Raw genomic sequence first — 24,397 nt, 5'->3', positions numbered from 1 at the left:
GTGAAAAAAGTACCCAGAGTCGAGCTTGATGAATATTCCTCCGCGTCTAACAGTGCCTGGTGTCCCGGATGCGGCAATTTTGGTATTCTACGCTCGCTGGATAAAGCGCTTGTCGACCTGGAACTATCGCCCCACCAGGTGCTGCTGGTGTCCGGGATAGGTCAGGCCGGTAAACTGCCGCATTATACCAGGGCTAATGTTTTAAATGGACTACATGGCCGCCCGCTACCTGCCGCAACAGCGGCCAAGCTGGCGAACCACGGATTAGCTGTTATTGCTATTTCCGGTGACGGTGACGGGTACGGGGAGGGTGGCAATCACTTCATTCATACTATGAACCGGAACTCCAATCTGACCTACCTGGTTCACAACAATCAGGTATATGGGCTGACCAAAGGGCAAGCTTCGCCAACGACTGATTTGGGTTTCACCACTAAGCTCAATCCGGACGGCGCCTGGACCGCGTTGAGGCCGCTGGCTCTGGCAGTGGCTTGTGATTGTTCGTTTGTTGGCCGCGGCTTCGCCGGGGATATTGATCACCTTGCGGGTCTGATTGCCCAGGCGGTAAAACATGAAGGTTTCGCGCTGATTGAAATCCTGCAACCCTGTATAAGTTTCAACAAAAAGAATACCTTTCAATGGTACCGGGAGCGCATCTATAAAGTTGACCAGGACGGCAAATACGACCCGGCAAACCGGGCGGCGGCATTTGAAAAGGCTTCGGAATGGGGTGACCGGATCCCTATCGGCGTCATTTACCGTCACGAACGCCCGGTTTTCGAGGATTACGTCGGTATCAGCAGCCGTGAACTCCTGGTGAAACAACCCATCGACCCATCATCCATTGGCCAGTTATTCGATGATTTTACTTGAGGTCGGCGCTTGCAGGCGGTATCATTAACCGATTTTGACTAGGCAAAGGAACACAAAGTGTCCAGAATACCGCGGATAGAAAAGGAACTGCTGACCAATTCCCGGACGATAGCCGTCGTCGGGGCATCACCGGATCCGCAACGCCATTCCAATGCGGTTATGGGCTACCTTATCGCCAGCGGTTACCGGGTGATCCCCATCAATCCGACTGTCGAATCCGTGCTGGGACGTAAAAGCTACCCGGACCTGAACTCAGTACCGTATAAGATCGACATTGTCAACGTCTTTCGCGCTCCGGATAAAGTTATGCCGACCATCGAAGAGGCCATCAAGGCCGGGGCTGGAGCTCTTTGGCTGCAGGAGGGTGTGGTCAATGAAGAGGCTGCTGCAAGAGCGCGGCAGGCCGGATTGCCGGTGGTCATGGACCGTTGCATCGCCAAGGTGCACGCGACCATCAATCGGTTGAAACACTGATCAAGCTGGTCTCGGCTTCCAGACAGGATTCCAGGCTATACCACCTCAAAGGCGTGCAAGCCTTCAAAAAAGTAATTTCCAAAAAATGTGAAGATCACCGCCAGGAAAGCGATGACCAGTAACCACGCCGAACGGACACCCTGCCAGCCTTTGAGAACACGTGTATGCAGGTAGGCGGCGTAAAAAAACCAGGTGACCAGCGCCGCGGTTTCTTTAGGGTCCCATGACCAATAGCGGCCCCAGGAATACTCAGCCCAGATGGCGCCGAGAATGATAACCAGAGTGAGCAGGGGAAACCCGACGATGACCGTATGATAACTGAGGCGGTCCAATGTCTCCGGCGCCGGCATCCAGGGTTTAGCCTGTTTCCGTTGGGACAGGAACATGATTGAAGCTACAAAGCCTATAGCAAAAGCGCCGTAGGAGAGAGCCGCGGCCGCCACATGGGTTGACAAAAGGAAGCTTTGCTGCAGTGCTGGCACCAGGTCAGAAGGGGCTGAGGGGTCAAACTCGCCGGTGGCAAATAGGTAGGCTCCAAAGCCGATTAGCGCGAGGGCAACAACCGCGGAGGCACCGGTGACCAGCATCAGACGATAGCGCATCCAGTATAACAGCCCAAGGCCGATTATTCCCCAGGCAAAAGCTACGGCGAATTCCCACATGCTGGTAAATGGCCCGTGACCGGTATCTACCCACCTGGTGATGATTAAGCCGCTCAGGAGGACGAAGGAAAGTACCAGCATTCCCATCATCGTTTGCCGCAGCGTGGCGCCGGCTTCCATGCCCTTATTGCTGCGCAGCGTCAGAAAATAGGCGACCAGTAACAGGAAGATGAGACCTAGTGCCAGGAGACTGCCCCAGAAGAAAATAGCCTGCATCAGTTCATGTTTTCCTTTCCTGGTGTTTTTGGTGCTATCTGCCCAGTGGCCGCAACAGCGCGTCCAAAGGCTTCCATTTCTTCGATCGCAGACTGGTTTTTCTTGCCCAACGCAGTAAAACTAATCCTGCTACCCTTGGTATCAGGCTTTATGGAAACAATTATCTGACGGTGGGGGAAATAGAATACTAAAACCAGCCCGAGCATGAATAGGGCGAGTGATGCCCAAACTAGTCCTAACCCAGGGTCCTCCCTCAGTTGGAACCCGGAGAATTGGGTCATCTCTTCGGGGGAGAAAACCAATCCCTGGAATTCAGCATGCTGTCCGATAGGGATATTGATAAAATCGATAAATTGACCTTCCGGCTGTTCCCCATCGTAGAACTCCAGGCGGATGCTGTCAGCCGGAATCACCGGGTCGCCGCCGGCGGCGGGTGAAATCAGGTAAACAAACAGGTTTTGAGCATTGAGATCGAGGGTGCCTGAAAAACGTTGATACCCTTCCGCGGCGAAGCCGTCAGCCAATGCGATGGAGCCATTGAAAACCTCAACGCCCGACGAAGAATTGGCAACCCCGATCCTTACTGCTGACCCGAAGAATGACTGGTATATCCGGAGGCCGCCGTATTCCATCGGATAATTGACACGGATCAATCCTTCCTTGATGACAACTCCAGCGGATAGCAGCTGGACCTGAGCCCTGTAATCTTTGGGCGCCCCTGTTGCGTAGTATTCATCCTCGAATGATTCAAGGTGAACGGAGATGCCATATGGGGCTCCGATGTCCCGGGTTTCGCCTTCGGCAACGATAAAAGAATCGTTGGAGTATCCTGAATAACTTCCGACAAGGTAACCCGCGATCAGTAATATCAGGCTCAAGTGGATGGCGTAGGTTCCCCAAGGGGCTAATCGGTTTTTGTCTGCCAGGAACAGTTTCACCTCACCGGATGACAGGTGCCGCAGCCGATAGCTTCTCTTTGTGAAGAAATTTTCTATGGCAGCAACGCCGTCTCCGGCTGAAAGGCGGCTGGTAGCCCTGGTGGCGTGACCTTTGTCCAGCAATCGGAGAGCGTCTTCACTGTCCACACCTCGGGAAATCTTGATCAGACTGGGCCACCGTTTCAGGGAGCACACGGTGATACTGACAATAAGCAGGCTGCCAAGAACAAGGAACACTGGGGAATGGAATACATCGAATAACCCCAGGAAATCAAGGACACCGGTTAGACCCCCATATGCAGGACGGGCAACCTGTTCCAGCCATAACTGTACCAACTCCGGATCTGCCGCCACTACCGGGGGCATTTGACGTAAAAGCGTTCCGGACAAGCTGACGATTGCTAAAAGCAGAATGATCCATAGAGCGACCCTGACCGAACTAAAAAACCGCAGTACTGCGTTCAAAATCATTCGCCCTTTCTGATTAACTGGACCGCTATCTTAAAAAAGCGGTTAGCCCTATTAATAGTGACTGATTGCTTGGATTAGGTCAACCTCCGATCATTAACAACGCGTAACATAACACGAGGGCGATGATGAACATCGCCCTCGTGTTTAAATTTCTGATGTCTCTACGAATCTAAACTGAATGGAGGGTAACGGTCGGTGGTGAGCAACACGGCATAGGCTGAAACCCGAACTCCCCAGCGCATGACACCTACGACGAAATCAAATAATCCCCTCGGGTGCTTGCCGGTAAAAAGGATGGTAAACCAGGCGATAATAGTACAAACGATCGCGGCTATGCTGAGGAAGGCCAGCACCACGTAATGCGGGATTGCTAGAAACCATTTGACCAGCGGCATCCAGCGAACGAGGTCTTTCTTTGTATCCGGATAAGCAACCTCCAGGTGAACTGATTGTTCCTCATCGGTTGAGGGGTATTCATCGCGCAGCAACGCAAAATAAGCACCCACCCGGGTACTGAACCGGGTTAATGCCAGGTTCCAGTCATACCACCACTTGGGATATTTCTGCCGAAAAAGGATCATGGCAGCAACCGCCAGGACCACGATGCCCCCAGTACCGCCCCAGGAATAAGTGATCTTATCAATAGTGTACTGGTTAACCCCGCCGCTAATCATACTCAGAATGATCGCAATGGGTATCACCAAAAAGATTCGGAAAGCCACACTCGCCTTGTCTCTGGGTTTATCAGGATAATCGATTTGCATGCTGGCGGGGTACCGGGTTAGGTTTTCGGCCATGTTTTTGACCTCCTAAACAATCTGAATATAGTCTATTCCTGGTCTTCCGATATTTCAATAAAATTAATCGTTGTCGGCCTTTGCACCTCAACGCGGCGGCTCGGTCAAGCCGACTTGACACAAAATCGCCTTTAGCCCACAATAACTAATCGCGCATCTTTTATTCCAGACGGGAAGGGGTGATTTTCTTGACAGAAGTTAGACCCGAGTATAATGAAAGCTTCGAAGGGATGCTCAAGCGCTTTAACCGCAAAGTGCAGCTTGATGGTGTCATCCGCGAAGCCCGCCGCCGCTCCCGTTTTGAAAAGCCGTTAACCCGCCGCAAGCGGAAGGAAACCGCAACCCGCCGCGCGGCCATAAAGGCTGCCCGGCGCGTCACCACCCGCCGCTAGTATTACGGGTTGCCGGCTCGAAAATGAGCCGCACATACCATATCGCATTAAGGCCTCCGGAAGCATCAATCGCAGGGGGCCTTTTGCTTTTTTCAAGACCGAAATAGTTCGTCAACGGAGAATGAAATGATTGTCGAAATGAGGAAAGGCGCTGCCCGGGAATCGGTTGACGGGGTTGTAGCCAGGGCGAAATCGCTGGGTTTAGGCGTACAACTCAACCTCGGCACCGATAAAACAGTGGTTGCCCTTCTGGGCAGCAATACAGGTCAATTGTCGCCGGATCTATTTGCCGTTCTGCCTGAAGTTGAATCAGTCACCCGGATAATGAAACCCTACAAATTGGCTGCCCGGGAATTCAAGCCTTTTCCGACAGTGGTCAAATCCGCAAACGTCGAGATCGGCGGTCGGAAATTAGTGGTAATGGCTGGCCCTTGCGCCGTCGAAAGCGAAGCCCAGCTTTTCGAGGCTGCCAGAATCGTCAAGAAGGCCGGAGCAACCGTGTTGCGCGGCGGCGCCTATAAGCCTCGGACTTCGCCTTTCAGTTTCCAGGGACTGGAAAAGACCGGCCTAGAGTTGCTGGCTAAGGCTAAGAACGAATTCGGTATGCCGGTGATCTCCGAGGTAGTCGATCCGCGGGATGTCGAGAATATTTCTGAAAGCGTCGATATCTTGCAGATCGGTGCCAGAAATATGCAGAATTATGCCTTGCTTACCGCTGTGGGCAGGCAAAAAAAGCCGGTGCTGCTCAAGCGCGGATTGTCATCCACCATTGATGAGTGGTTGACGGCGGCGGACTATCTTCTGGCCGGCGGCAACGATCAGGTCATTTTGTGCGAACGCGGCATCCGCACTTTTGAGACCAGCACTCGTTTTTCCCTCGACATTTCCGCGATCCCAGTTATCAAGCGCTTCAGTCACTTGCCCGTAGTGGTAGATCCAAGCCATGCCGCGGGCCACTATGCCCTGGTGCCGGCGATGGCAAAGGCGGCGGTAGCGGCTGGGGCCGACGGTTTGTTGATAGAAGTGCACCCAAACCCCAAGGAGGCGTTAGTAGACGGATTGCAGTCATTGACGCCATCTGATTTCAGCCGCCTCATGGAGGAACTGCGGGTGGTTGCCTCAGCGGTAGGCAGGGAGATTTGAATCAAGCGCTTCCTAATGTACCGGTTTTCGCGGATTAATATGAAATAATAGCCATGATCGAACTTTTATCGAAGATATTCAAGCCCGATGATCTCGAAGCTATGGAACGGCTTGCGGGGATCAAGAGCCGCAACACGGGGTTGAGCTATGATTTTTATATATCGCAGATTTTTGAAGTGCTTCGGACACGACATAATGCGGTTGTAGGCGATATTCCGGACCATGAACTCCGGGGCATCATCTCGATCGTCGACATTGTCGGCGTGGAATCTCACGGATTAATGAAGCGCCTGGCGTCGGCATGTCTCGGATGCGGCTGGTGTTGCGCGCAGACCAAGAGCATCCATGTTTTCCCGGATGACGTCGATCGGATCAGCCGGAAACTTAAACAGAAGAAAGAAGACCTTTTTGAGCTCCGGGCTGGCCAATGGTTCATGAAACAAGCGAACCCCTGCCGCTGGTGGAATCAACGAACCGGTCGTTGCTCAATCTACAACATCCGGCCTCGTACCTGTCGCGACTGGCCGTTGGCTGAAAACCTTGAACATAAACATACCCTGGTAGCCGCTGCCGACTGTCACTACTCGGTAGGCGTGATGGTCTTCAAGGTTCTCGGAACTCTTGCACTAGTCAGGGGCGACTCTTCGTCGCCGGTACTATGATGACCGATGAGATGTGGCAAATCCTGTGACAGAACGGATTGCGATTATGGGTTGCGGCAGCGGCGGGAGTTACCTTTTTCGGTTACTGAGGCAGCGGCGGCCGCAAAGCCAGGTCACACTTTCTGACTGGCCCTCGGCGAATGCATGCGGGTTGAAGGGCTGCGCCTGGGGGCTTTCCAGGCCCTTATTCGAATCGCTCAGCGGTGAGGTCCGTTTGACTGCTGACAAATACTTCCTCGGGAAGTATGACCATGTAGTGGTGAACGGACGACGGCTCAAAGCGGATTTGGCGATAATTGATAAACCAGCTTTCATCCGCGACTTGACGGGCAGTGTCCTGTTGCATGAGCCCGATACAATGAATCTTGGTGATTTCGACAGGGTCATCGATGCCACCGGATACAAGCGAGCCTTCCTGCCCGCAGTGGAGTTGTTCCCGGTTGTCTATGCCGTCCAGATAAGACTCAAGGCAAAAACTCCTCAAGCACCGACCGCCGTACTCAGCCCCCACGGCGGATACTCATGGTTGTTCCCGGCTGGAAGCGGCGAAGTTCATGTGGGTTCGCTATCTCCGTTCGGGTATGATGCTGCCAGGCAAGCACTCAAATGCGTCACCGGGGGGATAGCTCAAGATAACGCTGTTTGCAGTTGCCGGGGGGAAATACGTTGTCATGGTCAGGCTCATCCCTTCGTTCAAGGCAGAATTTGGGGAATTGGCGAGGCCATAGGCCTGGTGGACCCGGTGACTGCGGCTGGAATTATACCGGCGATGACCTCCGCAAAGCTGTTGGTCGAAAACTGGGACTCAGAGGATGACTACTCAAAAGCCGTTTTGAAAAAATATGGCTATATGATGAAAGAGGCTGCCGCACTGAATCATCTGATGGCAGGCAATCTGCTGTCGTCATCAGACATTTTTCTTCCGAAGCAAGCGCTGGAAACCATTGGGCTGCAGCCGAATCTGTTTGAACTGATGGGGCTCGCCATTCAAGGTGCTAGGGACTTTCTCGATAACCTAGCCAGCAAAGATAAGAGCCCCAGCAGAAAAGAAACGTGAACCCTTTGACAGGCTTTTACGGCGCTCCTATAATCGTTCTAACGATTAATTCGGAGGTAAAAAAATGGATTCTTGGGAGCAATGGGTCGTGGTCTTCCTAGTGGGATGGGCTGTGGTTCATTCGTTCATCGATTGGCAGATGAAAAAGAAGGTTGATGAACTCGAAAAGAAAGTAAAATAGGGATAGTGTATTTGAGGAGCCCCAGAAAGGGGCTCCTCGAGTTTATCCGGGCTGTCGGATTACATTGACACCCATATACGATTGCAGCGCCTCGGGGATAATGATTGATCCGTCGGCCTGCTGGTAGTTTTCCATCACAGCGATAAGAACCCGCGGCAACGCCAGGCCGGAGCCATTCAAGGTGTGGACGTAGTCCACCTTGCCGTCTGATGCCCGGCGATATCGGATGTTGGCCCGCCGCGCCTGGAAGTCCCAGCAGTTAGAGCAGGATGATACCTCGAGCCATTCTTTGATGCCCGGGGCCCAGATTTCAATGTCGTAGCTTCTGGATGAGGCAAAGCCGATGTCGGCAGTGCAAAGCTGCTTGATGCGGTAGGGGAGGCCCAGAGCCCGGGCGATGTCCTCGGCGTCGTCTAACAGTTTTTCCAATTCCTCGTTGGACTTTTCGGGCTCGGTGAACTTGTAGAGTTCCACTTTATCAAACTGGTGGCCACGCTTGATACCGCGGGTATCCTTGCCGGCGCTCATCTTTTCTCGCCGGAAGCAGGCGGTATAGGCGCAGTAGTTGATAGGCAGTTGATCGTTAGATAAGATTTCACCGCTGTGCAGGCTGGTCAGCGGCACTTCGGCGGTGGGTACCAGCCATAGATCGTCTACGGCGTCACGGTAAAGATTGTCGGCGAACTTCGGTAAGTTTCCGGAGCCGTATAAAACCTCCTTTTTTACCAGGAAAGGCAGGTACATTTCCTTATAGCCGTGTTTCAGGGTGTGCAGGTCCAGGAAGAGCGAAATGAGCGACCGCTGCAGCCTGGCGCCGAGTTCTTTGAGGACATAGAAGCGGGTGCCGGAAAGTTTCACGCCGCGGTCGAAGTCGATCATGCCCAGGCTCTCACCCAGCTCCCAATGGGGCTTGACCTCGAAGTTGAATTCCCGGATGTTGCCGCAGTACCTCAGAACGATATTGTCGTCCTCGCTGGTGCCGAGCGGCGTGCTGGTCTGCGGGATGTTGGGCACCTGGAGGAGGTAACTCTGGAGTTGTTCGTCAAGTGTCCTTAAAACTTCTTCCAATTCGGAGATCTTTTCCCGGAGGGCGCGGCCGGCTTCGGGGTCCGGCGGCCGCTGCTTGGACTGCTCCTTACGCTGGCGCCGCAACTCATCGAGTTCGGCCGTCTTCTCCCGGCGCAGCCGGTCGGTCTCTAAAATCTCATCGACGGGAGCCTTCGACTGACGGCTGTCGACGGCGCGGCGCACCAGGTCTGGATTGTCGCGGATGAGTTTAAGGTCAATCATGGATTACTCCTTGTCTTTGAGAGCCGGGAAGAAAATGACCTCGCGTATGCTCTGGTTATTGGTGATGACCATGGTAAGCCGATCGATACCTATGCCCAGGCCACCGGTAGGCGGCATTCCATACTCAAGTGCCGTAATGAAGTCCTCGTCGATGGTTTCTTCTTCCTCGTCGCCGCAGCCCCGGCGGATCTCGTCCATGTCTGCAGCCAGGTTTTCAGCAAAAGCGGTAACGTTTTTATCGCTCAGCGATCCGGACTTGTGCTCGATCTCGTGGATATGCTCTCGGAAGGTGCTGATTATCTTCTTGAGAGAGGGGTTGCCTGTTGTCTGGGTCTCGATTTCGGTGCCAAGGGCGCCGGCGCGGGCAGCCAAGCCGGCTACCTTGACAGGGTCGATGTGGGTCAACCCGGCCACCTGGTTTTGCATCTCTTCGATAAGCTCGGCGATCAGGAGCGAAAGCTGGGCTTCGGTGTTGCGGTAGAGTATTTGCAATTTGAAACGCCGTTCCTGTTCCAATGGGTCGTTCAGTTCGGAGAAGGCGTTGGCGATTTCCATGCCGGCGGCGAAAGCCTCGAAGCGCTCGACGATGCGCGGTTCGTCAGGTCGCGTCTTGGCCAGCGGCGACATCTCGATGGGGTAGTCCACCAGGAAGCATGGCTGCACCAAGTCCGGCTCGAGGTAGGTCGACAGCAGTTCGTCGAGCAACTTGCCCTTGTCCTTCTTGGGGTCGACGGCGATGCCGAGTTCGCGCATCTTTTGCCGCAGTGACTCGACGTCGTGGTAAGCCAGGAAGTCGACACCGGAGCGCTTGAGCAGCTCGCTGCGGAAATCAATCCGCGGCCAGGGCGGATTAAAGTCGAGGGTGTTTTCACCGAACTTTACGGTGTAGCCACCCGTGATGTCTTTTACGATGCCGGAGACCATGGTCTCAACCGTCTCCATGACATCCCGGTAGTCTGCGTAAGCCTGGTAGCATTCCAACATCGTGAATTCCGGGTTGTGCTTGAAGGAAATGCCCTCATTCCGGAAGATACGGCCGATCTCATAGACGCCGTCGAAGCCGCCGACGATGAGGCGCTTAAGATGGAGTTCAAGGGCGATTCGGAGGTAAAAATCGCGGTCCAGGGCGTTATGGTGGGTGATAAACGGGCGGGCAGCGGCGCCGCCAGCGGCAGGCTGGAGCACCGGCGTCTCGACTTCAAGGAAGTTATGGCTGTCAAGATAGCGGCGGATACCGGAGATAATTCGGGCGCGGGCGCGGAAAGTCTCCCTCACATCTGGATTGGAGATTAGGTCAAGGTAGCGCTGGCGGTAACGGGTCTCAGTGTCCTGCAGGCCGTGCCATTTTTCAGGCAGCGGTTGTAATGATTTAGCAAGCAAGGTCAGTTTAACGGCGCCAACAGTAGGTTCACCGGACCGGGTTCGCAGCAGTTTACCGGTAACCCCGATAAAATCACCGATGTCAAGAGCGGCAAGTATATCCCAGCCTTCTTTAACGTGATCCTTGCCGCATAAGATTTGGATCTTACCGGAACTGTCGCGGATATCCAGGAAATTAATTTTACCCATGCCGCGGCGAGACACCAGACGGCCAGCCACAGTCACATCCGGGGCATCAGATCCGACTTTTTCTGAAGCCTCGAGGATTTTTACGGCTTCCAGACAGGAATGGCTGCGGCTGAAAGTGTTGGGGTAAGCCTCGATGCCCAATTCTTTAAGGCGGGATAGCTTGTCAAGGCGTTCCCTGGTAATAGAGTCAAGTCGTGAAGTCATCAGCTACCTCTTATCGTGAGGTAATTATAGGTGATGACCCCGCCTGTGGCAAAGCAGGAATCATAAATCCGGACCTTCTGCCTTTCTTAGCCTGCTGCCTCGCGCAAATATTAAATGAACCTAGAATTAAAAGGCCGCTTAGGAGCGTTGAACTCAAAAGTGAGCTCCCCGGCTCCTCTTTTTATCACGATGGTGACTCTTTCATTCACGTCCAACCGCCAGAGAAAACGGATCACGTCTGAGGCAGAGGAGACAGTCTGTCCGTTGAATTTGATAATCACATCAAACGGCCTCAAACCTGATTTAGCCGCTGGACCTTGAGGATCCAAATCAAGAATCTCAGCACCCACCAGTGCTGCCGCGAAAGGTTCACCGGGAATCACCTGGATATTGTCATCAATCATTATCCCCAGGTACGGGTGATGACCAACCTCGCCTTGAACCAGATCGTTGTATACATGTTTGGCGGTTGCGACGTTGATGGCATAATTAATGCCTTGAGCAGTATCCAGGCCGGCGCTGTTGATGCCGACAAGTTCGCCTTTAAGGTTGATCAAAGCGCCACCCGAATTGCCCGGATTGATGGCGGCATCAAACTCCATGAGGTCATAATACGGCGTGTTGTCAATCCAGAAAAACCGGCTCAGATTGGAAAGAATCCCGGCGGTGGCATTGGCGCCGCCTTCGGCGGGCGACATCCCCAACGGGTAACCTATAGCAATAACCGTATCGCCGACTTTCATCCCGGCGGGATCTCCGAAGACAGCGGGTGTCAGGTTTTGGGCAGTAATCTTCACCACTGCCAGGTCAGTAATGTCATCCTCCCAGATCTCATCCACATCGTAAATGCGCCGGTCACTGGTGATGACTCTGGCGGCGAAGGCACCGCTCACCACATGTTTGTTGGTTAAAATATATCCCGCCTTGTCCATGATGAGTCCTGAACCGGAGCCAATCCCCCCGGTGCCACTGGGATTACCGAAGGCGACTTCGATGAAAACGACGCTGGGAAGGATTTTGGCGATGGCGTTGGGAACGGCGGTTGACGCCTGGATCAAACCTGAGACTTGCTGGTTCAAGCTTGAGAATTGCGCCGAAAGCTGGGCGCTTAAAGCGGTGACTTGCCCATTGAGTCCCGTAATTGTATTTTCAAGGCTGGTGATCTCTGATGACAAACTGGATATTTGTGCCTGGGCGTCTTCTGAGTGTTGATTGGCCTGGAATATTGAAAACGAGCCCAGGCTGATCGCGACCACCACCGCGACAGATAGAATGATGGTGGATAAACCCTGTTTCTTTTCCACTGGCTGGCCTCCTTTAAGCCAACGTAAGCATGAAAAGAATCATAGCACCATGATTACATAAAAAAAAGAGTACCATCGGGTAATATTTTTAACCGAAACGGCCGGGCAAGATATCACTTTTTCGAAAGGCTTATTGAATTGCTAATCGAACGGATTTGTTCCAGCCAGAAGGCACTTTTCAAGCAACTTTTTTCTAACAGATGCTGGATATAGGCGCGGGTGACTGCGGTTACTTCAATATTCAAGGCTCGTTCGATTTTGAGTCTGGCAGCCGATTCGTAGCGGTTTTCCAGGAAAAAGCGCATCACTTTCAACCCGCTGACTGATACTGCGTGAGTCGCTGGCGCGGCCACCGCGCAGTCAGGGCATAATATTCCGCCTGAGGCCGGCGCGAAGAAGTTTGTAACTTCTTTGAGTTCTGATCGACAACCAACACAGCGCCGGAGTTCCGGCTGGTAACCCAGTGTTTTCAACAAGTTAAGCTCAAAATAAAGGCTCAACGGCTCGAGGTTTGAGGTTACGTTTAAATTTTCCAATGTTTCTACCAACAGCACAAAAAGAGCCGGGTTAGCCTGCCCTTCCGGCGCGAAGTGACTGACCAGTTCAGCAAAATATAACCCGTAAGCCGTTCGCTCGAGCGAGTCTCTGACCCCGAGGTACGGCGATAACGTTTGGCTGCCGATTATCGTGTCCAGGTTCTTGCCGCAGGCTAAAGTAAGATTAGTATAAGTCAAAATTTCCAGGTGCCCGGCCAGCTTGCTTTTGCTCTTCCGGACCCCTATAGCCACCGCCGAAACCTTGCCAAACTCACGAGTGAAGAACGTGATCACCCGATCTGCCTCTTTCAGTCGCGCCCGGCGGATAACCACCGCCGGGGTTTTCAGTTCACGCGGCGCGCTCATTAGCGAAGCCTCGCTTGAAGCCTGGCTTGGACGGCCGGACTTCTGAGTTCGCGCAGCGCATCGGACGCCACCCAACGGGCGGCGGGATTATTGGCGCCGGAGATCTTTTCGGCAACCGCGATAGCTCGGAGGTTTAACTCAATAGACCGTTTGCCTATCTGACGGAGCGCCCAATTAACCGCTTTCCTGACGTAGTTACGACTGTCGGCGGCGCCGCGTTCGATCTCGGCAAAGATAGCTTCGATCTGTGCATCGTTCGGGATGTTCTTGGCACTAACCGCCAACCGAGCCATCAACACGAATCCGGCGCGCTTGACGAACTCCTCTTTCCGGCGGACCCATTCGACAGCCTTTTCGAAAGCATAGGGCGTCACTTCCCAAAGGTTAGACACTACCTGGTCACAGATATCCCAGGAGTCAAAATTTGCCGTCCAACGGTCCATCTGCTCAGGCGTGACCTTTTTAGGATCGTCGACCAGGCTAGCCAGAATACGGGCCTCGTGGATGCCGGAGTCCCACAGCGTTAGAGCCAGTTCGTGGTTTCGGCGGTATGACATAGCCATTGCACGCAGCAATGGCATGGATACACCCAGGGTATTGTCTGACTTAATGCCGTAACGGGCCATTCCGGCCACGTTCACCGGGTTGGCCATCGATTTCAGATGGACGATAATGTCGTCGGCAAGACTCACAGCAGGCGCGCTCCGGGTGCTACGTCGAAATCCGGAGCCACTAAGACAACGTCAATATCTCCGCTGACGACGCCCAGCACCAGCACCTCGGAAACAAAGCCGGCGATCCGCTTGGGCGGGAGATTGACCACCGCCAGCAATGTTCGACCGACAAGTTCTTCACAGGCATAACGCCCGGTGATCTGGGCGCTGGACTGCTTAACACCAAGCTCTCCGAAGTCCAGTTGAAGCCGGTACGCTGGGTTGCGGGCTTCCGGGAACGGCTTGGCGGCAAGTACTCGCCCGGCGCGGATATCGACGCGTTCGAAATCGGTGTAATCGATAATCACTAAAACCACTTTTTGCGCTTGAAGTAAGCGACCATCGCCAGGCCAATGAAAGCCATGACACCGAGGATGCCGAAATAACCCCAATGCCAGCGTAACTCCGGCATGTTATCGAAGTTCATACCGTAGATTCCGGCAATAAAAGTTAGCGGGATAAAGATGGTAGCGATAATTGTCAGCACCTTCATGACAGCGTTCATCCGGTTGGAGGCGTTGGAAAGGTAGATATCTACCATATCGGAGAGCACCTCACGCTGGTTTTCCACCGAGTCCATGACCTGGACAGCATGATCGTGGACATCCCGGAGGTAGAGCCGGGTATTCGGTGAGATGAGGCTTGATTCGCTGTGTTGCAAACCGGAGACCATTTCTCTCAATGGCCAGGCTGAGCGGCGTAAAAATAACAGTTCGCTTTTAAGGCGTTTGATTGCGCTCAGGAGCTCCGATGTCTGTTCCTCGATCAGGTTTTCCTCGATCCTCTCCGACACCTCGCCGAAGTTTTCCAGAACACCGAAGTAGTTGTCGACGATGGCGTCGACAAGAGCGTAAAGCAGAGCGTCGGCGCCTTGCTTACGCAGCGTGCCTTTGTTCTGCCTCAACCTTTCCCGCACCGGGTTGAAGGCATCGCCGCCGCCCTCCTGAAAGGACAGTACGTAGTTTTGACCCAGCACCAGGCTGACTTGCTCAGCCACGATCTCTCCATCCTCGTCCCGGTAAAGCATCTTGAGGACGATGAATAGGTAGCTCTCGAAGTCCTCAATCTTGGGCCGCTGCTCGGTGTTGACGATGTCTTCCAGCACCAGCGGGTGAAGGCCGAAATGGCCACCGGTCTGGTTTATGAGAGAGGTGTCGTGGAGTCCGTCAATATTGATCCAGGTGACAGAAGCGGTATCCCGGAAAGGGAAGAATTCCTCGACTGATGCCAGTTCGCGCTCAAAAAGCTGGTTCTGATCGTAGTCAATCAGCCTGAGCCGTGTCTTCTCTGCCCGCCGTTCGCCGATGTGGATCAGTGTCCCGGGCTCAAGGCCGGCTTTGAACGACCGTTTTTGGGTTCCGGTCATCTTGGATTAAAACTCCTGGCGGTTCTCCATAGCGCGGGACAGAGTGACATCGTCGGCGTACTCGATCTCGCCGCCGAAGGGCAAGCCCCGCGCCAGCCTGGTCACCTTTACTCCCAGCGGGCTGATCAGACGCTGCAGGTACATAGCAGTGGTCTCGCCCTCGACATTGGCGTTTGTTGCCAGGATGATTTCCGTCACATCGCCTCCATCGAGGCGAGCCATAAGCTCTCTGATGCAGATATCATCACTACCCACGCCTTCAGCCGGGGAGATGTTGCCATGCAACACGTGGTAAACTCCCTTATAGACTCTGGTGTGCTCCAGGGTCAACATATCCTGTGGTTGCTCAACCACACAGATTCGGCTCCTGTCCCTCACCGGGTTTCCACAGATGAGACAGAGGTCTCCGTCGGCGATGTTGCAGCATACCCGGCAGCGCCGCGTTTTCTGCTTCACGGCCACGAGCGCATCAGATAACTCCCTCACCTGTTCCTCGGAGGCTTTAAGGAGATGGTAAGCCAGGCGCTGGGCACTCTTCGGTCCTATTCCCGGTAGCCGGGACAGCACGTCAGTCAGGTGGTTAACGGCCGCGGCAGTGGATTTAGGCGCTTCCTTCATATTCATCCTTAAATGACTGTGAAAAGCTTGCCAATAACATCAGCAAAAATGATAATCCGTCTCCGGCTACCCCAGACCTGGCAGTCCCATTCCGCCCATCATTCCTGCCATTTGTTTGGATGATTCCTTTTTAGCTTTTTCCATGGCGTCGTTTATGGTTTTCAGGATGTTATCTTCCAATTGTTTAGTTTTGGCCGGGTTGACCGCTTCCGGGTTGATGATTATTGAAATTAGCTTCTGTTGACCGTTGGCGGTGACTCTGACCGGGCCCCGCTCAGCTTCTACGATGATTTTAGCCAGTTCTTTCTGAATCTTATCGAGCTGCTGTTTCAGTTCCATGGCTTGCTTTACTTTTGAGAAATCCATTTATCCTCCACTTTTATTATCTCGGCTCCCCTCTTTTGCGCCTCCTTGACCAGGTGGTTGCTTACTTGGTCAAAAACACAAGCTATCTGGCACGGCGCCCCGACGCAAGCCGAGAGTATTTCCGCAGTAATTTTCTTATTTTCGGGTTCATTGATCTTGTTCATATGGACGGCGAATTTAAAGGACAGGGTGATCGTGCCGTTGTTGAAGCTGACAGGCTGGACGATGTCTGCAGATCTCAGGATGGCCAGTGCCGTCGATCGCCTCAGCCTTGGCGGTGCTTGAGTCAGAATTTGAGGCCATTGATCCTGCAATTCTCCGAGCGTCGTTACCGGCGCTCCGGCCAGTTTCGGCTCATTCACTGGTGGCGGAACCTCATCAACCATTTGTTCTTTAGCGCCGGGGGCAGGTTGAGAATCCTTCGGCTGGATGATCAAAGGACTGACTGGAACCGGCGGCGGCGAGGTCACTTCGGCAGGTTTAGCGGCGGGCTCAACTTTCCTTATCGGTACTTGCGCCGGTTCGGCTCTACCGGGCTTAACTTCGACGATTTTTTCGGCAGGCGATGGTTTTATTGTCGCGTCAACAAGAGCCATTTCCATGGCCAGCGGAGTGCCCATATCGGTTCCGGCGGATAGGGCGGAAAAGCCTTTCAAAGCTCTCAATATCTGTTCGATGGTCGTTGCAGAGGCTAGAGCTTGAGTCTCGGCCAGTTCATCGACACTCAGCCCTGCGGCATCGGCGGAACCGGCTTTGACCATGAGTAACTGGCGTAATCGCTCGACCAGTTCTCGATTGAATTGCTTCAGGTCGATGCCGTCGGCGGCTACGCCATACAACAGGCGCAGCCCGGCGGCGGCGTCACCGGTTGCAATAGCAGCCAGGAGTTTCCCGGACCGGTCGTCGCTGGTCAGTCCCAGCGAGGACTGGACATCTTTGAGACCGATATGGCCGTCGCAGACCGTGGCAACCTGCTGGAGCAGGTTCTCAGCGTCGCGCAGGGCACCCCCGCCAGCCCGGGCCAGCATGGCTACCGCGGATTCGCTGATGTCGATACCTTCGGCGGCAGCCACTTCCGAGAGTTTACCGGCGATGTCGTCGTTGGAAAGCCGGCGGAAGTCGAAGCGCTGGCAGCGGGACATGATAGTGGGCAGTATCTTATGCAGTTCGGTCGTCGCAAGGATGAAAATGACCCGCGGCGGCGGCTCTTCCAACGTCTTCAGAAGCGCATTGCTCGCGCTTGTCGACAGCATATGGACCTCGTCGATGATATAGACCTTGAAGCGGGCTTCGGCCGGGGCGTAGTTGACGCGCTCTTTAAGTTCGCGGATATCATCGACGCCGGTGTTAGACGCTGCATCGATCTCGACCACATCCAGGGCTCGGCCGTCGGTGATAGCCCGGCACATGGCACAAGTGTTGCACGGTTCGCCGGCGCCTTCATTGCTCAGGCAGTTGACCGCCTTGGCTAGGATGCGCCCGGTGGAGGTTTTACCCGTGCCCCGGGGTCCGCAGAAAAGGTAAGCCTGAGCCAAACGGCGTTGATTTAAAGCGGATAGCAGAGTGCGGGTTATCGGCTCTTGGCCAACCACTTCAGAAAGCCGCTGCGGGCGCCATTTTCGGTAATAAACCTGGCAAGACATAAGCGGCGTAATTATACCTTAACTGACGCTTCTTATGATACTGCGGCGGCTGTCTTTTAAGCATATCAAGTCTGGTACAATTAGATGAAAACCGGAGGCCACAATGCAACCAAAACATCCAAAATTATGGATTGATGCTTCAATAACACTGGATGAGGGCACGGTCGTATGGCCTGGCGATCCAGGTGTCGAGATCACCCCTGTCCGGCAGATCCGTGACGGCGCAGCGTATAACCTTTCATCTATTTCAATGAGTCTTCATACCGGTACTCATCTGGATGCCCCCCGACATTATTTCGAACTTGGATTGTCAGTTGACCGGGTGCCTCTTGATCTGCTGATCGGGCCAGTCCAGGTGATAGAGTTACCAGGTGGAGAGCCGGTTACGCTCCAGACATTTATGAAATGCCGGATAGGAACATGTAAAAGGTTGATTTTAAAGACGAATACCGCGGGATTGCCGCCGGCGGGAAAGTTCAATCGAGATTATCGCTACATCACCCCGGAAGCGGGGCAATATCTGGTCGAAAAGGAGATCGGATTGGTCGGGATCGACAGCCCGTCAATCGGCCCCATCGAGCCTGATGCTTATGATGTCCATCACTGTCTGCTTGATGCGGGCATCTGGATCTTAGAAGGTCTTGACCTATCCATGATTACCCCGGGCATGTACGATCTGATCTGCCTGCCGATGAAAATACGGAATGGTGACGGGGCCCCGGTCAGGATTGTCCTGCGGCGGCGGTAGAACCAACAGTACTCTTGCGGTCACTGCTGGACAGGAATATATTTCCTCTCGGAAATACTTAAGGAGGCGAACGCTATGGAACCGATGAAAGATACGGTGAAGGTTGAAAAGCTTTTCGCCAGCGGTCGCGTGTCTCTGGTTGATCCTGAAACCAAATACCGATATACCTTGATGGCTTACTGCCCCAGAGACAACGGGCGGGCATACATTTCCCGTTATGAAAGATGGGGTTCAAGACTTTCTCGCGTTGTATTCAGCTGCAGCGAGTGTCTAAATACTTTTGAAGCGGAACCTCAGGATCTCTGGATTGTGTAGGTTTCTTAGATTTCCAGGCGTTTCAGACTAGTGCCGGGTTTTATTTCAGTAAGAATCATGGCTGCCAGGACCAGCATGCCGCCTAAGATTATACGAAGAGTCAATTGGTCTCCGGCAAGCAGAACGGCAAAAAATCCAGCGAATACCGGTTCCATGGTCATGATTACCGCGGCTCTGGCTGGACTCATCAATGACTGAGCCCAGGTTTGAATGATGAAGGCGAAGGCGGTTGCCACCAGTGCCGTCAGCGCCACCGCACCCCAAACCACGGCGTCCGGCGGCAGTGTCAAGCCGTCGGGCACGGCCGCCGCCAGGCACAATCCTCCAACGAAGGCAATTTGCAAAAGCGCCAAGCCGTAAATGTCGTGCTTCGAAGACCATTCGCCCAAACCGACGATATGGAGCGCAAATAACACAGCGCAGAGTAGAGTCAGGAGCTCGCCGATGCCGACTGAACCGCCCCGAACCGAAAGAATGGTCAAACCCAAGGTCGCCAACAGAACAGCCAGCCATACATTGGGGCCGGTCTTACGCCCAAGAATCAACCATGAAATAACCGGGGTCAGGACCACAAACATCCCGGTGATAAAACCGGAAACTGATGCGGATGTATGCTGGAGGCCGTAAGTCTGGGTAATATAGCCGAGACCGAGCGCCAGGCCAAGCCAAACCGACCTTATGTAGCCATCCCTCCCCATTTTCCGTAAGGCCATAGGGCGAAGAGCCAGCATTGCAGCCGCAGCAACGCAGAACCTGACGGCCAGGAAGTCCATGACCGGGACTTTGGAGACCGCGTTCTGGACGACAACAAAGGTAGCGCCCCAGGCGGCCGTCACAGCGACCAGAGCAGCCGCCGCCAACCTTGTCGAACTCCTCCAGTTGTTGAACATTCGCCTCCCATTGAGAAACCGAGGGCAGATTATAGCAGTTTGTGGCGGGAAAACCCCAATCAGAATAAAATGGTATAAGAAAGGTATCATTGGAGATTATTCGTTTCAATCTGGTCGGGTCAAAATGAGCGGCATTTTGAATGAAGGCGAGTGCCTGATAAGTATACCGGCTGACCGTGGTTACCTATCAGGAGATCTGTGTGTTCCTGAGAAGTCGGACGGAATAGTTATTTTCGCTCACGGCAGTGGTTCGTCAAGGAAAAGTTCGCGCAACCGGGGGGTCGCCGCCGCTTTGAGAAGCGTCGGGTTTGGGACTCTACTTTTCGATCTGCTGACACCGGGAGAGGAAGCGGTGGATCGGGTTACAGCCGAATTCCGCTTCAATATCGAATTGCTGACACGGCGCCTGCTGTCAGCCACCGATTGGGTAAGGGCTCATCCGGATTACTGCAAATTACCGATCGGATTTTATGGCGCTTCCACCGGCGCCGCTGCCGCCCTGTGCGCTGCCAGCCAGCGCAGCGATACTGTCAAGGCGGTGGTATCCCGTGGCGGCAGGCCGGACCTGGCCCTGCGCTGCCTGCCGGCGGTGAAATGCCCAACAATGCTAATCGTCGGCAGTAAAGATACGGAGGTCATTCCCCTGAACAACCTGGCCCTGGAAAGGTTGAACACGGCTAAAGAACTGGTCATAGTACAGGGAGCGTCCCACCTTTTTGAGGAACCGGGAAAACTGGATGAAGTCCGCAGTTTAGCGGCAAGCTGGTTCTTAAAATACCTGACGGCTGCGCCGAACCGGTGTTGAAACCGTATCAGCAAGGTCGGGGCAGGCTGGAAAAGACGATCGGCAGGTGGGGACTGAGATAGCGGTTACCGCGCATTACCGTTCTAATGGCGCTGGCTAATTGTTCCACTGAACGCTCTTTGGTGACGTACCCGCCGGCGCCGGCGCGGAATGCTCCATGGACGTATTCCTCCGCGGAGTGCATCGACAACACGATGCACTTGGTTGACAGGCCGCGGCTGCGGATTTCTCGGCAGAGGCGAATTCCTGAATACCCCGGCATTTCGATGTCTGTGACCAGTACATCCGGCATCAGCTCGTAAACCATATCTAGCGCCTGTTCGCCTCCGGAGGCGCCGCCGATCACCTGGATGTCCGGTTCTAGATTCAGGAGCGCCGCGACTCCTTGCCTTACAATTTCATGGTCGTCGGCCAACAGAACTTTAATCATAAATTGTAGCAATTCACTGGTTGATCTGAAGACAGGATACCACCTGGTCTTGCCGGGTGATATTAGTAAAAGTACTTATTGTGGCGTAATAATTTGCTCAAAAATGCGAGAAATTGCTATTCACGGGTATTGGAGTTGTTGTTTGGGAGAACGATTCCGATTAACGTGCCTTCACCGGGATGGGTCGTAATACTGAACTTTCCGCCGATAGCTGATACACGTTCCCTCATTCCGGTCAGTCCGTTGGTCTGCCCGGCGCTCAGGGCGGTCAGGTCAAAGCCGATGCCATCGTCGGCTATCGAAAGAAGCACATCATTGCCCTCATCGGAAAGGGAAACGCTGGCGGTCTTTACTCCGGCATACCGCAGAATATTAGTTAAGGCTTCCTGAACCGCGCGGTAGGCGCACAACCGGCTCTCAGCATCGAGCCGGATATCGTCAAAGGCTGAATTGAAACTCACAACGAGACCGGTCTGTGCCCGGAGTCTCTCAAACAAAGCCCTGAGCGCTGGTTCAAGCCCCAACACTTCGAGTATCGATGGATGAAGGGACATCGAGATATTCCTGACCTGGGCGATAATTTGGCTGACCCGGGCGGAGGCATCTTTAGCGCCGTCGGCCGTTATTCCGCCGCTTTGTCTCGCCGCGGTATCGAGCATCATCTTCAGCATGGTTAGATTCTGACCGATCTCATCATGTAGTTCTTGAGAAATACGCCGTCTTTCATCCTCCTGGATCTGAATCAACTTCCGGGACAATGATCTGAGTTCATTTTCCGCGATCATCCGGTGCTGGGCTTCTGATGCCAGTTCCAGATTCAGCTGACGCAGCGATTCCGTCCGCAGCCTCACCGCCGTTTCCAGTTCTTCAGATGATTTCTGAAGAGTATCGGCCGATCTCACCCGTTGGGTGGTCTCTATCGCGGAGCATACGAGTCCCTCAAACCGACCCTTGCTATCCCGAACCGGAGCGAATGTCCAATCCCAATAAGTAATACCCCTCTCCGTTTGCCCGGCGATGAGCAAAGGACTGTCGCGACGGTTACTCGGTTGGCCGGTGGCCATTGCTCTCTGGCAGGTAACGGCGAGGTCGACATCCTCAAACAGGTTGAAAAACAGGTCGCCTTTGGAGGCAGGGTCCGAGGAAAGGTTGAAAGCCTTTAGAAACGCGGAATTTGTTTGTACCACCTTGAACCCGGTGGTCAGCAGCGCAATCGGAATCGGTAGGCTATCTGTCTTTAACTCATTTACTGCGGCAACGACAGAATGCAGGTCTTCATTACCCGCGCTGCCCTCAGGTTTATTTCCCAAGTTAGCCTCCCCGGTTCATTCGGCGCTGGTAAGAGATAGGAGATACGATAATCATCCTAGCCGCCATCATGGTTTTCCGGCAGACCTTCGTTCTCCGCACTAATAATTCCCTTCTGGAGGGCGTAGCGAACCAACTGGCTGTGGTTGCGCATATCAAGCTTGCGCATCAAATTTGCCCGATGCGCCTCCACGGTCCGTGGGCTGATAAAAAGGCGCCGGGCGATATCTGATCCGGTATGGCCGCGCGCCACCAGGTGAAGCACTTCCCGCTCGCGGGTTGACAGTTGCTCGTAAGGATCGGTTATAGTATCCGTTTCCTGCTGTTTGATGTAGTTTTCAATCGCTCTCTGTGACAGGGAGGCGGACAGGTAATGTCTGCCTTTCATAACCTCGCGGACGGCTGAAACCAGCTCATCAACCGTCGCCTCTTTTAACAGGTAGCCCTTAGCCCCAGCCCTCAGGGCTCCCTGAACGTAGGTCTCATTACCGTACATCGAAAGTATCACCACTACAGTCCGGGTAGAGTGCTTCACGACCTGGCGGCATACCTCGATGCCTGAAATACCGTGCAGCATCAGGTCCACGATCAAGACATCTGGATGAAGTTGTTCCACCTGTTTGACGGCTTCGAGCCCATCCTCGGTTTCGCCTATCACGTTGAAGTCCGTCTGGCTTTCCAGCAACGCCTTTATCCCTGCGCGCACCACACGGTGGTCATCGGCAAGGAAAATGCTGATCGTCATATCGCCTCCCGTGGCGGTGCTAACCAGAATATCCAATTAGTCATAATAAAAGTATAAACCAATACTGGTGAAATCCCAAGACAGTATTCGGCATTTGATTTCCGGAAAAATCAGGGCATTTTCAAGAATAACTACGTAGTTTTACGGATACAAAGCCCGGTTGAGTTAGTGTTTAATGAGGGCATTCAACGAGTCCGGAGCGGAAAATGGAATTAATACTGGTAATGGGATTGTTGCTGGGCGCTGTAATCGCGGGCGGCTGGGGCTTGGAGACCGAATTCAATCGAGGAGTGAAACCAGCCGCGGTTTCGTCGGTCAAAGCAAAGACAGGAACAACCGAAGAGTAGGTCATTGGATTCTGACATAATAACCGGAGGTAAGGACAGTGTATCACTTTAAGAGTTGTCCCCGGTGCGGTAAAGGCGACCTTTTTGAGGATTCTGACGAATATGGTACCTTCGCCCAATGCTTCCAGTGCGGTTACGTAGGTTACCCCGGCAAAATCCTTACACTGGAACAGGCCAGGGCGGAGCAGTTGCATCGGCGGGGGCGCCGTTAATTTGAGAGAATGCGGATCACGAAGGGCGCTGGAATTGCCCTCCCTGATTGGTTTTTTTTGGGTGCTTGGTCAGGGCGTCGCAAGTTGAAGTAATTTGATGACGTCTTCATCTTCGAGTTGTTCAAATCTCACATAGAACTGTCCTACCGCGTTAAAAGAGGGCGGTACCCGTAAACAGATCAGTTCGTCGGCGGCGGCCGCAATATCTTCAATGGCGCCTTCCGGTGCCACCGGCAGAGCGGCTATCAATCTTGATGGATTTTCGTGGCGGCAGGCGTCCAGTGCCGACTTGAAAGTAGCCCCTGTCGCCACACCATCATCTGTGACAATTACAATCCGCCCCCTTATCGGCACACGTTTCCTAGTTCCCCTGAAAAGACGCCCGCGCCGTTCGATTTCGGAGAGTTGAAATGTCCGTTCCCGCTCGATCGTATCTGGTTTTATATCAAGAGCTTCAACGACATCCTCATTTAAAAGCACGTGGCCGTCTTCCGATACCGCTCCCATCGCTAGTTCGGGCTGACCGGGCGCTCTCAGCTTTCTTGAAAGCACAATTTCGAGTTCTGCCCTCAACCGGCGGGCAAGTTCCGCCGCCACTGCCATGCCGCCGCGCGGTATCCCCAGAACTACCGCGTGAGTACCCATCAGGTGACTCATCGAGTCAGCTAACAAGCGGCCGGCTTCTTGCCGGTCAACGAACGGTGTAGCGCTGCGGCTGATGACGCGGATTTGTCCCACAGTAACTCCTTACACGGA

Annotated in this window: 28 protein-coding genes; 10 read left to right on the top strand and 18 right to left on the bottom strand. The window is 53.8% G+C overall.

Features of this window, described 5'->3' with window-relative positions; genetic code table 11:
- Window positions 1-873: a thiamine pyrophosphate-dependent enzyme gene (locus ABV300_RS07095; protein ID WP_353714181.1), complete on the top strand. Its 873-nt coding sequence runs from the start codon at window positions 1-3 to the stop codon at window positions 871-873.
- A 57-nt stretch (window positions 874-930) separates the two neighbouring features.
- Window positions 931-1,347: a CoA-binding protein gene (locus ABV300_RS07090; protein WP_353714180.1), complete on the top strand. Its 417-nt coding sequence runs from the start codon at window positions 931-933 to the stop codon at window positions 1,345-1,347.
- A gap of 35 nt (window positions 1,348-1,382) precedes the next feature.
- On the opposite strand, the gene ccsB is transcribed toward ABV300_RS07090, so the two are convergent.
- The 3 genes from ccsB to ABV300_RS07075 all read right to left on the bottom strand — a co-directional run bounded on the left by ccsB (window position 1,383) and on the right by ABV300_RS07075 (window position 4,431).
- A complete protein-coding gene (gene ccsB, locus ABV300_RS07085) occupies window positions 1,383-2,225 on the bottom strand; it encodes a c-type cytochrome biogenesis protein CcsB (RefSeq protein ID WP_353714179.1) in 843 nt (280 codons plus the stop codon).
- A complete protein-coding gene (locus ABV300_RS07080) occupies window positions 2,225-3,634 on the bottom strand; it encodes a cytochrome c biogenesis protein ResB (protein WP_353714178.1) in 1,410 nt (469 codons plus the stop codon). Before ABV300_RS07080 ends, ccsB begins: the two co-directional genes overlap by 1 nt.
- Window positions 3,635-3,795: 161 nt before the next feature.
- On the bottom strand, window positions 3,796-4,431 hold the full coding sequence (locus ABV300_RS07075; protein WP_353714177.1) for a DUF4389 domain-containing protein: 636 nt from the start codon (window positions 4,429-4,431) through the stop codon (window positions 3,796-3,798).
- Window positions 4,432-4,619: 188 nt separating this feature from the next.
- Here ABV300_RS07075 and rpsU point away from each other — a divergent pair, with 188 nt between their 5' ends.
- The 4 genes from rpsU to ABV300_RS07055 all read left to right on the top strand — a co-directional run bounded on the left by rpsU (window position 4,620) and on the right by ABV300_RS07055 (window position 7,685).
- Complete coding sequence (gene rpsU, locus ABV300_RS07070) at window positions 4,620-4,823, top strand: 30S ribosomal protein S21 (RefSeq protein ID WP_058439745.1); 204 nt, start codon at window positions 4,620-4,622, stop codon at window positions 4,821-4,823.
- A gap of 126 nt (window positions 4,824-4,949) precedes the next feature.
- A complete protein-coding gene (gene aroF, locus ABV300_RS07065) occupies window positions 4,950-5,966 on the top strand; it encodes a 3-deoxy-7-phosphoheptulonate synthase (RefSeq protein WP_353714176.1) in 1,017 nt (338 codons plus the stop codon).
- Window positions 5,967-6,019: 53 nt separating this feature from the next.
- Complete coding sequence (locus ABV300_RS07060) at window positions 6,020-6,628, top strand: YkgJ family cysteine cluster protein (protein ID WP_353714175.1); 609 nt, start codon at window positions 6,020-6,022, stop codon at window positions 6,626-6,628.
- A 214-nt stretch (window positions 6,629-6,842) separates the two neighbouring features.
- Complete coding sequence (locus ABV300_RS07055) at window positions 6,843-7,685, top strand: hypothetical protein (RefSeq protein ID WP_353714174.1); 843 nt, start codon at window positions 6,843-6,845, stop codon at window positions 7,683-7,685.
- A gap of 223 nt (window positions 7,686-7,908) precedes the next feature.
- Here ABV300_RS07055 and serS read toward each other — a convergent pair whose 3' ends face one another.
- The 10 genes from serS to dnaX form a co-directional block, all read right to left on the bottom strand.
- Window positions 7,909-9,156: a serine--tRNA ligase gene (serS, locus tag ABV300_RS07050; protein ID WP_353714173.1), complete on the bottom strand. Its 1,248-nt coding sequence runs from the start codon at window positions 9,154-9,156 to the stop codon at window positions 7,909-7,911.
- A gap of 3 nt (window positions 9,157-9,159) precedes the next feature.
- Window positions 9,160-10,929, bottom strand: a complete 1,770-nt coding sequence (gene lysS, locus ABV300_RS07045) for a lysine--tRNA ligase (RefSeq protein WP_353714172.1) — start codon at window positions 10,927-10,929, stop codon at window positions 9,160-9,162.
- A gap of 110 nt (window positions 10,930-11,039) precedes the next feature.
- Entirely contained in the window at window positions 11,040-12,233 is a 1,194-nt protein-coding gene (locus tag ABV300_RS07040; protein ID WP_353714171.1) for a trypsin-like peptidase domain-containing protein, read from the bottom strand.
- A gap of 113 nt (window positions 12,234-12,346) precedes the next feature.
- The gene (gene recO, locus ABV300_RS07035) at window positions 12,347-13,135 is read right to left on the bottom strand and encodes a DNA repair protein RecO (RefSeq protein ID WP_353714170.1); all 789 of its coding nucleotides are present in this window, start codon (window positions 13,133-13,135) and stop codon (window positions 12,347-12,349) included.
- Complete coding sequence (locus ABV300_RS07030; protein WP_353714169.1) at window positions 13,135-13,827, bottom strand: DNA alkylation repair protein; 693 nt, start codon at window positions 13,825-13,827, stop codon at window positions 13,135-13,137. The genes recO and ABV300_RS07030 overlap by 1 nt, the downstream gene beginning before the upstream one ends.
- Entirely contained in the window at window positions 13,824-14,156 is a 333-nt protein-coding gene (locus ABV300_RS07025) for a tRNA-binding protein (RefSeq protein ID WP_353714168.1), read from the bottom strand. Before ABV300_RS07025 ends, ABV300_RS07030 begins: the two co-directional genes overlap by 4 nt.
- Entirely contained in the window at window positions 14,156-15,214 is a 1,059-nt protein-coding gene (gene corA / locus ABV300_RS07020; protein WP_353714167.1) for a magnesium/cobalt transporter CorA, read from the bottom strand. Before corA ends, ABV300_RS07025 begins: the two co-directional genes overlap by 1 nt.
- Window positions 15,215-15,220: 6 nt before the next feature.
- Complete coding sequence (recR, locus tag ABV300_RS07015; protein WP_353714166.1) at window positions 15,221-15,832, bottom strand: recombination mediator RecR; 612 nt, start codon at window positions 15,830-15,832, stop codon at window positions 15,221-15,223.
- Between the two features lie 66 nt (window positions 15,833-15,898).
- Window positions 15,899-16,198 (bottom strand): YbaB/EbfC family nucleoid-associated protein, encoded by a 300-nt coding sequence (locus ABV300_RS07010; RefSeq protein ID WP_353714165.1) that lies wholly within the window; start codon window positions 16,196-16,198, stop codon window positions 15,899-15,901.
- On the bottom strand, window positions 16,180-17,841 hold the full coding sequence (gene dnaX, locus ABV300_RS07005) for a DNA polymerase III subunit gamma/tau (RefSeq protein WP_353714164.1): 1,662 nt from the start codon (window positions 17,839-17,841) through the stop codon (window positions 16,180-16,182). Before dnaX ends, ABV300_RS07010 begins: the two co-directional genes overlap by 19 nt.
- Window positions 17,842-17,944: 103 nt before the next feature.
- Here dnaX and ABV300_RS07000 point away from each other — a divergent pair, with 103 nt between their 5' ends.
- A complete protein-coding gene (locus tag ABV300_RS07000) occupies window positions 17,945-18,589 on the top strand; it encodes a cyclase family protein (RefSeq protein WP_353714163.1) in 645 nt (214 codons plus the stop codon).
- A gap of 75 nt (window positions 18,590-18,664) precedes the next feature.
- Complete coding sequence (locus ABV300_RS06995) at window positions 18,665-18,904, top strand: hypothetical protein (RefSeq protein WP_353714162.1); 240 nt, start codon at window positions 18,665-18,667, stop codon at window positions 18,902-18,904.
- Between the two features lie 5 nt (window positions 18,905-18,909).
- Here the strand turns inward: ABV300_RS06995 and ABV300_RS06990 are convergent, their stop codons facing one another.
- Window positions 18,910-19,794, bottom strand: a complete 885-nt coding sequence (locus ABV300_RS06990; protein ID WP_353714161.1) for a DMT family transporter — start codon at window positions 19,792-19,794, stop codon at window positions 18,910-18,912.
- Window positions 19,795-19,918: 124 nt separating this feature from the next.
- On the opposite strand from ABV300_RS06990, the gene ABV300_RS06985 reads away from it, so the two are divergent.
- Entirely contained in the window at window positions 19,919-20,599 is a 681-nt protein-coding gene (locus ABV300_RS06985; protein ID WP_353714160.1) for a dienelactone hydrolase family protein, read from the top strand.
- A gap of 7 nt (window positions 20,600-20,606) precedes the next feature.
- On the opposite strand, the gene ABV300_RS06980 is transcribed toward ABV300_RS06985, so the two are convergent.
- The 3 genes from ABV300_RS06980 to ABV300_RS06970 form a co-directional block, all read right to left on the bottom strand.
- The gene (locus ABV300_RS06980; RefSeq protein ID WP_353714159.1) at window positions 20,607-21,029 is read right to left on the bottom strand and encodes a response regulator transcription factor; all 423 of its coding nucleotides are present in this window, start codon (window positions 21,027-21,029) and stop codon (window positions 20,607-20,609) included.
- A 116-nt stretch (window positions 21,030-21,145) separates the two neighbouring features.
- Window positions 21,146-22,339 (bottom strand): histidine kinase, encoded by a 1,194-nt coding sequence (locus tag ABV300_RS06975; protein WP_353714158.1) that lies wholly within the window; start codon window positions 22,337-22,339, stop codon window positions 21,146-21,148.
- Between the two features lie 56 nt (window positions 22,340-22,395).
- Window positions 22,396-23,082 (bottom strand): response regulator transcription factor, encoded by a 687-nt coding sequence (locus ABV300_RS06970; RefSeq protein WP_353714157.1) that lies wholly within the window; start codon window positions 23,080-23,082, stop codon window positions 22,396-22,398.
- A gap of 206 nt (window positions 23,083-23,288) precedes the next feature.
- On the opposite strand from ABV300_RS06970, the gene ABV300_RS06965 reads away from it, so the two are divergent.
- Entirely contained in the window at window positions 23,289-23,429 is a 141-nt protein-coding gene (locus ABV300_RS06965) for a hypothetical protein (protein WP_353714156.1), read from the top strand.
- Between the two features lie 281 nt (window positions 23,430-23,710).
- Here ABV300_RS06965 and ABV300_RS06960 read toward each other — a convergent pair whose 3' ends face one another.
- Complete coding sequence (locus tag ABV300_RS06960; protein WP_353714155.1) at window positions 23,711-24,379, bottom strand: phosphoribosyltransferase family protein; 669 nt, start codon at window positions 24,377-24,379, stop codon at window positions 23,711-23,713.
- Between the last annotated feature and the right edge of the window lie 18 nt (window positions 24,380-24,397).

This window comes from Dehalogenimonas sp. 4OHTPN (genome assembly GCF_040448695.1).
Classification (GTDB): domain Bacteria; phylum Chloroflexota; class Dehalococcoidia; order Dehalococcoidales; family Dehalococcoidaceae; genus Dehalogenimonas.
The sequence above is the reverse complement of the archived record's forward strand: the minus strand, read 5'-3'. Positions and strand labels throughout refer to the sequence as shown.

What these genes read in the sequence shown, in the direction of transcription:
- ABV300_RS06985 (WP_353714160.1), top strand. Translation starts at nt 19,919, where the DNA reads ATGAGCGGCATTTTGAATGAAGGCGAGTGCCTGATAAGTATACCGGCT.
- ABV300_RS06965 (WP_353714156.1), top strand. Translation starts at nt 23,289, where the DNA reads ATGGAATTAATACTGGTAATGGGATTGTTGCTGGGCGCTGTAATCGCG.
- ABV300_RS06980 (WP_353714159.1), bottom strand. Translation starts at nt 21,029, where the DNA reads ATGATTAAAGTTCTGTTGGCCGACGACCATGAAATTGTAAGGCAAGGA.
- ABV300_RS06970 (WP_353714157.1), bottom strand. Translation starts at nt 23,082, where the DNA reads ATGACGATCAGCATTTTCCTTGCCGATGACCACCGTGTGGTGCGCGCA.
- serS (WP_353714173.1), bottom strand. Translation starts at nt 9,156, where the DNA reads ATGATTGACCTTAAACTCATCCGCGACAATCCAGACCTGGTGCGCCGC.
- ABV300_RS07000 (WP_353714163.1), top strand. Translation starts at nt 17,945, where the DNA reads ATGCAACCAAAACATCCAAAATTATGGATTGATGCTTCAATAACACTG.
- dnaX (WP_353714164.1), bottom strand. Translation starts at nt 17,841, where the DNA reads ATGTCTTGCCAGGTTTATTACCGAAAATGGCGCCCGCAGCGGCTTTCT.
- corA (WP_353714167.1), bottom strand. Translation starts at nt 15,214, where the DNA reads ATGACCGGAACCCAAAAACGGTCGTTCAAAGCCGGCCTTGAGCCCGGG.
- ABV300_RS07010 (WP_353714165.1), bottom strand. Translation starts at nt 16,198, where the DNA reads ATGGATTTCTCAAAAGTAAAGCAAGCCATGGAACTGAAACAGCAGCTC.
- ccsB (WP_353714179.1), bottom strand. Translation starts at nt 2,225, where the DNA reads ATGCAGGCTATTTTCTTCTGGGGCAGTCTCCTGGCACTAGGTCTCATC.
- ABV300_RS07075 (WP_353714177.1), bottom strand. Translation starts at nt 4,431, where the DNA reads ATGGCCGAAAACCTAACCCGGTACCCCGCCAGCATGCAAATCGATTAT.
- ABV300_RS06995 (WP_353714162.1), top strand. Translation starts at nt 18,665, where the DNA reads ATGGAACCGATGAAAGATACGGTGAAGGTTGAAAAGCTTTTCGCCAGC.
- lysS (WP_353714172.1), bottom strand. Translation starts at nt 10,929, where the DNA reads ATGACTTCACGACTTGACTCTATTACCAGGGAACGCCTTGACAAGCTA.
- ABV300_RS06990 (WP_353714161.1), bottom strand. Translation starts at nt 19,794, where the DNA reads ATGTTCAACAACTGGAGGAGTTCGACAAGGTTGGCGGCGGCTGCTCTG.
- ABV300_RS07060 (WP_353714175.1), top strand. Translation starts at nt 6,020, where the DNA reads ATGATCGAACTTTTATCGAAGATATTCAAGCCCGATGATCTCGAAGCT.
- aroF (WP_353714176.1), top strand. Translation starts at nt 4,950, where the DNA reads ATGATTGTCGAAATGAGGAAAGGCGCTGCCCGGGAATCGGTTGACGGG.
- recR (WP_353714166.1), bottom strand. Translation starts at nt 15,832, where the DNA reads ATGAAGGAAGCGCCTAAATCCACTGCCGCGGCCGTTAACCACCTGACT.
- ABV300_RS07080 (WP_353714178.1), bottom strand. Translation starts at nt 3,634, where the DNA reads ATGATTTTGAACGCAGTACTGCGGTTTTTTAGTTCGGTCAGGGTCGCT.
- recO (WP_353714170.1), bottom strand. Translation starts at nt 13,135, where the DNA reads ATGAGCGCGCCGCGTGAACTGAAAACCCCGGCGGTGGTTATCCGCCGG.